General features: G+C 69.2%; 7 protein-coding genes and 1 tRNA gene. 3 read left to right on the forward strand and 5 right to left on the reverse strand.

Going from position 1 to position 11534, the window contains the following annotated elements; translation table 11 throughout:
• Nucleotides 1-44 precede the first annotated feature (44 nt).
• From ACQY5G_RS10630 to ACQY5G_RS10640, 3 genes are all read right to left on the reverse strand, one after another.
• A complete protein-coding gene (locus ACQY5G_RS10630; protein ID WP_428273798.1) occupies nt 45-1415 on the reverse strand; it encodes a 6-bladed beta-propeller in 1371 nt (456 codons plus the stop codon).
• Between the two features lie 163 nt (nt 1416-1578).
• Nucleotides 1579-2799, reverse strand: a complete 1221-nt coding sequence (locus ACQY5G_RS10635) for an NAD(P)/FAD-dependent oxidoreductase (RefSeq protein ID WP_428273800.1) — start codon at nt 2797-2799, stop codon at nt 1579-1581.
• A 16-nt stretch (nt 2800-2815) separates the two neighbouring features.
• Entirely contained in the window at nt 2816-6163 is a 3348-nt protein-coding gene (locus tag ACQY5G_RS10640; RefSeq protein WP_428273802.1) for an amidohydrolase family protein, read from the reverse strand.
• A gap of 100 nt (nt 6164-6263) precedes the next feature.
• Between ACQY5G_RS10640 and ACQY5G_RS10645 the strand changes: the two genes are divergently transcribed.
• Nucleotides 6264-6854 (forward strand): NADPH-dependent FMN reductase, encoded by a 591-nt coding sequence (locus ACQY5G_RS10645; RefSeq protein WP_428273803.1) that lies wholly within the window; start codon nt 6264-6266, stop codon nt 6852-6854.
• 29 nt (nt 6855-6883) lie between these two features.
• The gene (gene dut, locus ACQY5G_RS10650; RefSeq protein WP_428273805.1) at nt 6884-7414 is read left to right on the forward strand and encodes a dUTP diphosphatase; all 531 of its coding nucleotides are present in this window, start codon (nt 6884-6886) and stop codon (nt 7412-7414) included.
• 142 nt (nt 7415-7556) lie between these two features.
• Here dut and ACQY5G_RS10655 read toward each other — a convergent pair whose 3' ends face one another.
• Nucleotides 7557-8204, reverse strand: a complete 648-nt coding sequence (locus ACQY5G_RS10655) for a hypothetical protein (RefSeq protein ID WP_428273807.1) — start codon at nt 8202-8204, stop codon at nt 7557-7559.
• 148 nt (nt 8205-8352) lie between these two features.
• Here ACQY5G_RS10655 and ACQY5G_RS10660 point away from each other — a divergent pair.
• Nucleotides 8353-8437 (forward strand) — tRNA-Leu (locus ACQY5G_RS10660).
• Between the two features lie 98 nt (nt 8438-8535).
• Here the strand turns inward: ACQY5G_RS10660 and ACQY5G_RS10665 are convergent.
• Nucleotides 8536-11487, reverse strand: a complete 2952-nt coding sequence (locus tag ACQY5G_RS10665) for a TonB-dependent receptor (protein ID WP_428273809.1) — start codon at nt 11485-11487, stop codon at nt 8536-8538.
• Nucleotides 11488-11534 lie beyond the last annotated feature (47 nt).

Genomic DNA, 11534 nt, shown 5'->3' on the forward strand with positions numbered 1-11534 from the left:
TCGACGCGTCGGCCAACGGGACGCCGAGTCGCCGCCGCCCGGGTTCACCGAACGTCGTTCGGCAACCTCCGCACGACAACGCGCGGCACATCGAGTTCGTCGCGCTCGATGAACGCCGCCAGTCCGCCCGGGCCGAAGGCGTCCGGCATCTCGGTCGCGCCGGTCGCGTAGGTGCCGACGTACTCCCCCTCGGGCGTCAGGACGTCGACGGGGCCGTCGCTCTCCGGTTCCTCGCCGCGGCGTTGCACCCAGATGCGGCCCTCCCATGTGGTGGCGAGGCCGCGCAGCACGGGCACCTCGTGGTAGTAGCGGTCCTCCAGTTCGAACGTGGCCTCCGGGCGAGGGTTGTTGCCATCGGCGCGGCCGACCAGCATGAAGCGTCTTGACCCGCCGGTGCCGCCGAGTGCGCGCCGGGCGGCTGCCACCCTCTCTTCGCGCGCCTCCCGGACCGCCTCCGTCACGGGTTCGGGCTCGAAGGGTCGCCGGATGACACGCGCGATGCCCCGCGCACCCGGCGGGGTGACCTTCAGCGCGTACGCCGACGAATCCGAGTGAACGATACCGCCATCGGGAAGGACGCCGACGAGAAACTCCGGCTCGAACACGGTGGGCAAGGCCATGCCGCGGAGCATGTCCCGCAGGTCGCCCGGGACGGGGCCCGTCGCGACATCATCCAGGTCGGTTCGCGGCGGCAGCCATCCCTCCGCCACCGTGTCGGCGCGCACGGCCTCGCCGCCGAGGTCGACCCGCAGGAACGGACGGGTGGTGGGGGGATCCGCCGCGCCTGCGCTCATGCCGATGGAGCCCGTGCTCCCTCCGGCGAAGACGCCTCCACCGCGGGGGTCCGGCCGAATGTCCTGAGCCTGGATCGCCACGGCCTCGGGATCGTCCCCCGCGCGGACCATGCGCTGAAACTCGCCGGAGGCGTCGAAGAGCTGGTAGGCGCGGTGGCCGACATCGCTCACGACGACGGTGCCGTCCCGCAACACCGCGAAACCGATCGGCTGGTTGAACTCGCCGGGACCTCCTCCCGACGAGCCGAACTCGCGCACGAACCGTCCTGCCGCGTCGAACACGAGGACCCTTACCTCCCCGGAACGCGTCAGCCTCATCCCTCCGAAACTCATCCCACCGGACGTCCCGTCGAAGACGTAGAGGTTGCCGTTCGCGTCGAAGGCCACCTGGCTCACCTGGGCGAACATCTCCCAGGGCTCGCCTTCCACGACGCCGACCCGGTAGACCTCCTCGAACCCGGCCTCGATCGGCCGGTCCCGGCCGGTGACTTCCACGACCTCCTGGGCCTGGAGGGCGGGAATGACGAGGGGTGCGTCCCAGGGCGGGGGGCCGCCGGAGATGACGAGTCTGAGACCGAAGATGGTCGCCAGGGCGGGTCGGTTCAGCCACGTCTTCATCATTCCGAATCCTCCTCTGCCGGGTGACTTGTGCACGACCGCGAGACGAAGCGCCGGCTCACCCTGCCAGCGATGCCGCGACCACAGCTACTAAAGGCATAGTTTACGGGTCCTCTGTGTGACAGCCGCCGCTCCGCGGAGGTTGCCCGGCGGAGGGCCGACGGCGCTACGAGATTGATCCGGCGCCGTAGGCGCCCAGGAGCAGCGCTTGTTCCTCGAAGCGTTCCGGGCGATACGGCTGGAGGTCGACGTCCGGCGCCTCGCCCAGCAGGGACTGCGCGACGCAGCGTCCGATCGCCGGGGCCATCTTGAACCCGTGCCCCGAAAAGCCGTAGGCGAGGTACAGACCGGGCAGGCCGGGCGCGGGACCCAGCACCGGATTCCAGTCCGGCGTGATGTCGTAGGGCCCCACCCACGAATCCGTGAGGCGCGCCCCCTCGAAGGCCGGCATGCGCGCTCGGATCTGTGCCTGCTGCAGGGAGACGAGCTCCCCCGGAGCCGCGGCCGTCATTTGGTCGGGATCCTCGAGCGGGTCTCCGAAATCTCCGGTCCCGACGAGCACGTCACCGCCGCCGGCAGGTCGAAAGTACATCTTGTTATCCACCGTAAGATCTTTGACGATCGGCAATTCAGATCCATAGGACGAAGCTCCTCCGAACGTCAGCACCACATGTCGCGACACTTGCAGTCGGAGTGCTTCGGCATCGTCCGACAGACCGGAGTCCGCGTGGAGACCGCGAGTCCACGGCCCGACCGCGCTCACGACACACCCGGCCTCCACGATTCCGTCGGGCGTCGTCACGCCGGTGACGCGACGCTTGGCGGGACCACCGTTCGAGGCCAGATGCAGCCGCTCCACGGGCGTGTGCTCGAAGACCGCGACCCCGCGCCGCCGGGCCGCCGTGACGTACCCCAGCGTCGTGGCGACCGGATCGGCGTAGCCGGACCCGGGTTCCCAGCCGATCGCGGCGACGTCGCCCAATTCGAGCCAGGGGTGCAGCTCACGCGCCTCCGCGCGACCGATGGGCGACGTGTCCGCGCCCAGCGCTCGCTGCCGCGCGAGGTTGTCGGCCAGCCGGTCGGCGAACGCTCCGGGTCCCGAGAGGATCAGGTAGCCCGAGTTCACGAAGCCGCACTGCACGTCGTCTTCGCCGAGCGCCTCGCGAAAATCGCGGAACACGTCGAGACTCCGAAGCGTGAGCGCGGTGTTGCTCGCCACCGAGTAGTGGCTGCGGATGATCGCGCACGACCGTCCCGTGCCCCCGCTGCACACCTCGCCCCGGTCGAAGAGCGCGATCCAGGCGTCCGACAGCTCCGCGAGGTGGAAGGCGACGGAGGCGCCGACGACGCCCCCGCCCGCGATCACGAAGTCGTAACCGCGCCGCACCGATCCGCCTTCTCGGTCAGCGGGACGCTACGCCCGGGAGCCCCTCCGGTTCGTCGTCCCACCACCAGAGTGGGGCCAGCGGCCGCTGCCGGGGATGGATCTCGTCCAGCGTATCCGCGTCGTACAGGCGTCCGTTCAGCATCACCTGCTCGATCGAGTTCGTGTTGCGCAGGTCGTCGAGCGGGTTCGCGGTCAGGATCACGAGGTCCGCGAGCTTGCCCGCCTCGATCGAGCCGAGGTCCCGGTCGAGCCCGATCGCCTCGGCTCCGAAGATCGTCGCCGTGCGCAGCGCGTCGTGCTCGTCCATGTCGTCGGCGGCCATCGCCCACAGCTCCCAGTGGTAGCCGAGTCCTTGCAGCTGGCCGTGGCTCCCCACGCCCGCCTTGCCCCCCGCGTCGACGAGGTTCCTGACGAACTCCCCGTGTCGCGAGAACACGTGCTGGTCCTCGCGGAACCACTGCGCCCGGCGCAGCGTGCGCGAGTCCACCTCATCGTGCGGGACGAAGCGGCGCAGCTTCGGATCGTCGTGCGGATTCTCCCGGGAATAGAAGTAGTTCTCCGCCCACGGGCCCCCGTAGGACACGAGCAGCGTCGGCGTGTAGACCCGACCCGTCTCCGTGAAGAGCCGCACGTAGTCGTCGTACACCGGGAAGATGGGGATGGAGTGCTCGAGCCCGGGATAGCCGTCGATCGTCTCCGTGAGGTTCTGCCGGAGATTGAGCGACCCCTCCGTCGTCGGCATGAGCCCGAGTTCGCGCGCCACCATGATGATGTGCTGCCGCCCCTTCCTGGCGGCCGAGACGTACATCTTGATCGTCTTCGTGTCGAAGTAGTCCGCGTACCGGGAGAGGACGTTCATCGCGTCCTCCTCGGTGTCGATCCCGTCCTGCCAGAAAACGCCCGGTCCCGTCGAGTAGACCCGCGGTCCGAGAATGCTCCCGGCCCGGACCATGTCCGCGTAGGAGAGGACCTCCGTGTTCCCGGTCTGCGGGTCCCGCGTCGTCGTCACTCCGTACGCGAGGTTGGCGAGGTACGGCCACACGTCTGTTCGGTGGAGCTGGTCGCGGGCCCGCAGGTGCGCGTGCGTGTCCACGAAGCCAGGGACGACCGTCCGGCCGCTGACGTCGAAGACGACGGCATCGTCCGGAACCGCGACGGAGCCGCTCGCTCCCACCGCCTCGATGCGGTTGTCGCGGATGACGATGTCAGCATTCTCGATCACCTCATCGCCGTTCATCGTGATCGCACGCCCGCCGCGAAGCACCGCGACGCCCACGGGGATGTCGCGCGGCGCCTCGATGAGGATGCGGCGCTCGACGGCGCGGTATCCCGCGGCCTCTCCTCCGGCCTCCTCCTCCGCCTCCTCGTCGGCCTCTTCCTCGGCTTCGGCCGCCTCCACGCTGTCTTCGTACGCCCGCGCCGCGTCGAGGTCATAGGAGAAGTGGGCGTTGCCGAGGGAGAAGTGCACCGTGCGGCCATCGCCGCTCCAGGCGGGAAACTCGCCGCCGATATCGGTGACGCGGCGCGCGGGGAAGGAGGCGTTGTCCGGATTCGAGACGTTGATCGTCGGAGTCACGCCGGCGCGCGGCACCGTCACCGTGTAGATCTCGCGCTGGATCTCCACCAGCGCCTGGTCGCCGCGCGGCGCCATCTCGATGGTCGAGGGAGACAGGCCCTGCGTCGAGCCCTGGGGCGTGGGCCCGCGCACCTTCACGTGCTCCTTCTCGTCCGTCCCATCCCATCGAATCGAGACCAGGGCGTCGGGGAAGCGGAAGAGGTGGATGCGGTCGTTCTCCTCCACGAAGTGGGGGTTCGCCCGACCGTCGGTGGGCGCGATGAGCGTGGCCGGCCCGCCATCGGAGCCGTCCGGGTCGGCGGACACCCACACGATGTCGGTGCCCGGCGCGCCGCCCTCGCCCTGCGTCTCGTAGGCCCGCACGAGGCCGCGCACGGCCACGATCCGGCCGCCGGGGCCCCAGGCGGGGGCGAAGTACGTCGCCGCGTCGCGCGTGAGCCGCACCGGATCCCCGCCCCCGTCCGCGCGCGCCTTGTACAGGTGCCCCCCGGTCCCGTCCCACGTCGAGTACGCGATCCATTCGCCGTCCGGCGACCAGGCCGCGAAGTGCTCCGACATGTCCGCGTCCGTGAGCCGTTCGGCGTTCGTGCCGTCGGCGCCCGACACCCAGAGGCGGTCGAGCGCGGTGAAGGCGAGCCGGTCGCCGGAGGGGGAGGGCGCCGCGTCGCGGATCTGGCGCACGGTGAAGGTCGGCGTGTCCTCGATCGGATAGTCGAAGTCGACCCTCGGTCCCAGCGCGAGGTCGAACCGGACGCGGAAGGGGACCTCCTCCGCGTCGCCGCCCTCGACCGGAAGCTTCCAGATCTTCCCGCCGTAGGAGGCGACGAGGTGCCGGGAGTCCGGCGTGAACGACATGCCGGGGAGCGCGTCCAGCGTGGCCCGCGACTCCTGGTCGTCGTGCTGGACGGGATAGGCGAGCCAGCGCTCGTCGCCGCTCTCGAGGTCCCGGATCATGAGCCCCGTGTGTGCGTCGTGGCGCGTCCCGAACACGAGCCAGCGGCCGTCGGGCGAGAGCACGGGCCGGATCGCCGAGCCGTATCGCGAGGAGCGGGTGTATCGTTCGCCCGACTCGCGGTCGTACGCCTCGAGCTGGTACTGCGGGAACTGCGCGTTGTACGTCCAGTCGCCGGTCCGCCGCGCGTACCAGATGTAGCGGCCGTCGGAGGAGACCGCGGCCCCGAGCATTTTCAGGTTGTCCGGTTCCGAGACGAGCTGGATGCCGCTCCCGCCGTCCACGTGGAACAGCTTGAGCTTCGGCAGCCCGCCCCCTCGGAAGCCGCCCATCGACGCGACGATGTAGTCCCCGTCCGGGAGCCACTCGGGAGACTCGGCCCGGTTGGCGGAGCCCTTCGAGATCTGCGTCGTGTCGGAGCCGTCGAGGGAGCGGACCCAGATGTTCTGCCCACCGTCATGGTCGGACGTGTAGACGATCCGCGCGCCATCGGGAGAGAAGCGGGGCTGGGCGTCGAAGGCCATCCCCGATGTGAGTTGCGTCGCATCCCCGCCGTCGATCGGGATCGTGAAGAGATCTCCGAGGTAGTCGAAGACGATCGTCTCCCCGTCCGGGCTCACGTCGAGAGAGATCCAGCTCCCCACCGTCATGTCCATGGCGACGGTGCGGTCGACGGGCAGCGGGAGGTTCTCGTTCTCCGGATCCGCGTCTCCGTTCGAGGCCTGCTGGGCGGCCGCCGCGCCTGCGGTAGCGACCGGGAGTGCAAGCGAAAGGGCGTACGGGGTGACGGCGAGCATCAGGCGGTTCACGAACGAAGACTGTTTCGTCGGATTCATCGGACGGCTCCTCGAAGTGTGATGTTCCCGCGGAAACGTTGCTGCGGCCGGGGAGCGTCGCAATTTGCGCACGGTCCCTGCGTGGCGCACTCTCCGGCCCATGACACACCGAACAGATTCGGCGTCGGCATCGGCTCCGGCGCCGCTCTCCGTGCTCACCATCGCCGGCAGCTGCCGCCGGCGGTCGTTCAACCGGGCGCTCCTGCGGGCCGCGATCGCGCGGGCCCCGGACGGCGTCGAGACCCGGGAGTTCGATCCGTCCCGCCTCCCGTTCTATGACGGAGACGTGGAGGCCGCCGGCGATCCCGATGTGGTCGCGGAATTCAAGCGCGCGGTGCACGCGGCGGATCTCATCCTGCTCGTGACGCCCGAATACAACGCCGGGCTCCCGGCGGTGCTCAAGAACGCAGTGGACTGGGGATCGCGGCCTCCGCGTCCCCAGGCATGGGACGCCAAACCCGTGGCCATTATGGGCGCGACGCCGGGCCGCCTGGGGACGGCGCTGGCCCAGCGCTCGCTGCGCGAATCGCTCGCGGGGCTGAACGCCCACGTGATGCCGCAGCCGCGCGTCCTGCTGTCGGGGGCGGGCGCCGTGTTCGACGAGGATCTCGAGTTGGCGGACGGCACGACCGGGAAGCACCTCGACAGATTCATGTCCGCCGCCGCAGAATGGGCGTACCGGTTCCGATAGACCTTTCCTGAAGACGGGAGCGAGGGTTCTTGTCCGACGCCAACGGCGCCCGCGTCATTTTCGAAAAGCTGGCGGACGGTGTCCGGGTTCCGACACGCGCCACGGAACAGTCGGCCGGCTACGATATTCGGGCGCACCTGACGTGCGGCCCTGTCCGAGTCCACCGAAGCACGAGCCGTGAAACCACCCCCGTGCACCCGACGCGCGGAGAGGAGGGTCGGCTGTCGATCGAACTCGAGGCCGGCGACCGTGCGCTCGTGCCGACGGGCTTCCGCGCCCGCCTGCCGGACGGCTATGAGGCGCAGATTCGCATGCGGTCGTCGCTCGCCTGGAAGCGCGGGCTCACGGTGCCCAACGCGCCCGGTACCGTGGACGCGGACTATCCGGACGAGTGGTTCGTCCTCGTCCTGAACTCGGCGCCGCACCCCATTCGGATCGAACACGGCGAACGGATCGCCCAGGTCGTCCTCCACAAGTACCAGGTCGCGCGCTGGGAGGAGGGGTCCGTCTCGATCTCGACGGATCGCGCCGGCGGACTCGGCAGCACCGGCAAACGATAAGGAGAAGACACGATGCCCGAACTGCAGGAATGGCTCCTCGCCATCCCCGTTCTGATCACGCTGCTCGTCATCTTCCTCGTTGAAGTCACCGGCTCTTCCAGGCGCTGAAGCGCCCGGCGGCGGCGAGCAGGCTACCGCGGCGCTAGCCGGACGGCCCCGGGCGGGGGCGCTCGACCGGTTCCGTTTCTTCCATGCGGTCGACCTCGATCGTGTCCGCGTTCGGGCAGGCGACGGAACGCGACGCGGCCCCTTCCACGATGAAGTGATCCCCGGTCTCGGCGTCTCCCAGGTCGCCGGCCAGCGTGTAGAAGTACCCGTCCCGATCCTGGAACGTCACGCAGCCGTTCTCCTGCCCGGAGATCGTGCCGGTGCGCTGAATCCGACCGTCCGCATCCGTCACGTGGAACGGGTCGGAGAGCCCCGTCGGGGCGAAGTTCCCGTTGAAGATGATGAAGACGACCGCGCGGTCCCACGTCGCCGTCTCCGGCACGTTCACGGTGGCTCCGATCTCGCCGAACTCGCCCTGGTCGCCGGTCCCGAGTTCCTCGAAGCCCGTGCCGATGGCGCCCAGACCGACGACCACCCTCGCCTGGAGCGGGATATTCTCGGTGTAGAGGCTGACCTCGGTGCCCGGCGGCCCGATGCGCGGCTCCATCGTCTGGATCTGGCGCAGCGAGTCGGGCGTGGCGGGGTTGGGGTGTGCCTGGGCGAACCCGGCGCCGGCGGTTAGCAGCAGCAGCGGCAGCGCGGCGAAGCCTGGCAGGAAGCGTCGTTTCGGGCATCGGTTCATGGCGGCCTCCCGGCGAAGTCCCTGACCCATGCTGGGCCCGCCGCCGCGTGGTTCGCAAGGCGAGGCGGCCCGTGGAGGAGCGATACCGGACCCGGCCCGGCTGCCCCGCCCCCCGCCGAGGCGTTAGCTTCCGGGCCCCGCCCAACGCGCCGGGGTGGCGGAATTGGCAGACGCATCGGACTTAAAATCCGAAGGGGTCCATCCCCGTGTGGGTTCGAGCCCCACCCCCGGCATGTGGCTTCGATGGTCGAAGGGGGTGCGGAGGGTCAAGCCCGCCGCACCCCCTTCCTTCGCAACCGAACCGCAGTTCCCGGCTCCGGTGCCCCCACAGCTAGAACGGGCTGAAGTCCCAGCGCAGCCTGGCGAGGATTACGCGGCCGATCATCGGGGCCCCCACCATGCTCTGGTACGCCTGGTCGAAGACGTTCGAGACGTCGACCTGGAACCGGAGGTCATCGTACCCCGGCACGCGGAAACCGAAGTTCGCGTCGAGCGTGGTCACCGCCTCGAGGTCGCCCACCCACGGCCCGGAGTTGAAGGGATAGCCGTTCTGCGCGCGGAAGCGCAGGCCGCCGTTGATGCCGGTATCATCGTTCCGGTACGTGAGTGACGCGGTGCCCCGCACGGTCGGCGAGTTCAGCGACACCTCCCGCACGAGCTCGCCGGCCGTCTCGAAGGAGTTCTTGTTGATCATGGACAGCGACGCGGCCATCTCAAGCTGGTCGCTGACGAGGAAGCCGGCCCCGAGCTCGCCACCCATCACGTCGAACCCGCCCACATCCTGGTATCCGAGCACCATGGCGGCCGCCGTGCCGCCGGCGCTCGTGGGCGTGACGGTTCCGAACGGAATCTGGCTGGCAAAATCCGCGACCAGCTGGGCGGTCCCCACCGCCACCGCCTCGTTGGGGAAGGCGACCCCCACGAACTGCCGGAACACGTTCGCCAAGTACGCGTTCAGTTGGGGGCCGTTCAGGAACAGGTGGGGCGAGAGCAGCCGCAGGGGCGAGATGTAGCTGTCGTAGCGCGTGAACCAGGCGTTGGCGCCGAAAGAGACGCGGTCCCCGAACACCCCCTTGTAACCGACCTCGAACGTGTTGCTCACGGTTGGTCCCAGCGCCTCGATGTCCTGAAGCGCGGCCAGGTCGACGGCCTCGCAGAACGGCGGCGCCACGCAGCCTGGTGGGGGCGCGCCGCCTCCCGCCGTCTCCGTGTCGAGGAGCAGGGCCAGGACGCCCACCTGGTCGGCCGACGGGACGGGGATCAGCGGCAGGAGTGCCGCCAACTGCGACAGCAGCGGATCGCTGCCGGCGAGCGCGTTGATCGACGTTACCGCCGTGCTCCAGAGCTGGGCCGTCGTGCTGGGCAGGAACTGTCTCGCGCTCCCGCCGCCCAACACGTTGAAGGGAGACATGTGCATCGGGATGCCGCTCGAGTCCCGCATGTACGCGTACCCGTTGCCGCCGGCGCCCGTGGCGCGAAGATCGTAGAAGAACGGCGTACCCGGGATGGGGATCGTACCACCGGAGATGTCCAGGAACTGGTTGTTGGACGAAGGCGTGGAGTAGGCGCGGTTGAACGTGACCCGGAACGAGTTCGAGGCGTCCGGCTTGAACACGAGTGCGGCGCGGGGCGAGAAGACGGGATCCGCGAGGCTGCTGTTGTAGTCGTACCGGAAGGCGCCCGTAAAATCGAACTTCGGGCTCAGCGCCCACTCCCACTGGACGTAGCCGCCGATCTCGGTCGTCTGGTCGTCGTCCTCGAACTGTCCGTTGATCGTGCCCTGGCTGTCCGGATTGGTCCCGAGGTAGTCGACCCCGTAGATGAGCCGGTGTGCCGAACCGAAACGCGTCTGGTGCTGCACCTGTCCGACAAGCAGCGATGAGTTGTCGAACAGGGGACGGCCGGAGCGGAGGAGGAAGGTCTCGTCGTTCGTGTTGTAGTTGTAGAAGACCTGCGCGAACAGATCCTTGTGCCGTAAGCGCGCCTGTCCGTAGGTGATGCCCCAGTTGGTGACGTTCGATGCGCCCAGACCGCTGAGGTTCGTCGCCCGCGCGGCCACGTTCCGTCCGCCCGAGAGGACGAGCGACGTCCCCGGCGACGGCTCGAAGTCCATGCGCGCGTCCACGGCCCAGTTCCTGTGCCCGTCATCGCGACCCATGGCCACGTTGCGGGCGGACTGCGCCAGCACGGCCTGGTCCGCCGGATTCGTCAGGTCGAGCCCGGGCGTGAACGGCCCGCAGGCTTCTGCGGTGGGGTCGAACCGGGCTGCGATGCACCCCTGCCCCGCCGCCCGCGCCTGCGCCTCGACCAGATCGTTGAACTCGTATTCAGTCGCGTCGAAGTACTGCCCGGAGACCTTGAAACCGAACTTGTCGCTCGGCGCCACCGCGATCCGTCCGTCGAACTGGAACAGCCCCGCGTCGCCGCCGGCGATCGGACCGCTGCCGAGCCCCGCATCGGGTCCCTGCTGCCGGAGGCCGCCCCCGACCGAGAAGCTCGCCCCCGGCGAGCGAATGGGCGACTTCGTCATGTAGTGGATGACGCCGTTCGCTGCGTTCGGACCGTAAAGCGCCGACCCCGGACCGAGGACCGTCTCGACGCGGTCCATGTCGAGTTCCGATGTCGGGTTGAGGTAGAAGAGGTTCACGCGGAGCGAGGGGACACGTGCGATCCTGTTATCCGTCATGAACAGCGAGCGGCCCGAGAAGATGTTGTTGAAGCCGCGCAGCACCGCGTAACGGCCTCGGATTCCGGTGCGGGCCACATCGACGCCCGGCTGCTGCTCCACGTGCTCTACCGGATTCGTAACCTGGCGCTCCTCCAGGTCGCGCGTGGAAACGACCTCCACGGCGGCCGGCGCCTCCAGCGCCTTCTCGTAGGTCCGGGAGGTCGTGACGGTGAGCGGGTTGAGGTCGTAGGACCGCGCGGTCATGGTCGTCGAGACCGTCGTCGACTGGCTGGCCGCGACCGACTGCGACTCGATGGTCACGGTAACCCAGCCCGGCGACGTGAAGCGGATCGAATACGTACCCGCGGCGACACCGTCGATAACGTAGGTCCCGCCGGGTCCCGTGGCGGCCTGGGCGGCCACTGCGTTCTGTGCGTCAACGACCGCGACCTGCACGGCCGCGAGGGGCGCGCCGGTGACTTCGTCCGTGACCGACCCCGAGACGCGCCCCTGCCCCGAGGCGGAGCCGGGAATGGCCCCAAGAGCGATCACCGCCGCCAGGAGAAAGGTCGCGCGCTTCATGCCAAGACCGAAACCAACCCCGAGTTCTCTCATCGCGAGCGCCTCCTGACCGTCGCCTGGACTGTGGGCGAAGCATCGTT

It is taken from the genome of Candidatus Palauibacter sp. (assembly GCF_965261555.1).
In the GTDB taxonomy this organism is placed as follows: domain Bacteria; phylum Gemmatimonadota; class Gemmatimonadetes; order Palauibacterales; family Palauibacteraceae; genus Palauibacter.

Bases quoted from the DNA above. Each gene is read 5' to 3' on its own strand.
- ACQY5G_RS10645 (WP_428273803.1), top strand. From the start codon at position 6,264: ATGACACACCGAACAGATTCGGCGTCGGCATCGGCTCCGGCGCCGCTC.
- ACQY5G_RS10655 (WP_428273807.1), bottom strand. From the start codon at position 8,204: ATGAACCGATGCCCGAAACGACGCTTCCTGCCAGGCTTCGCCGCGCTG.
- ACQY5G_RS10630 (WP_428273798.1), bottom strand. From the start codon at position 1,415: ATGATGAAGACGTGGCTGAACCGACCCGCCCTGGCGACCATCTTCGGT.
- ACQY5G_RS10640 (WP_428273802.1), bottom strand. From the start codon at position 6,163: ATGAATCCGACGAAACAGTCTTCGTTCGTGAACCGCCTGATGCTCGCC.
- ACQY5G_RS10665 (WP_428273809.1), bottom strand. From the start codon at position 11,487: ATGAGAGAACTCGGGGTTGGTTTCGGTCTTGGCATGAAGCGCGCGACC.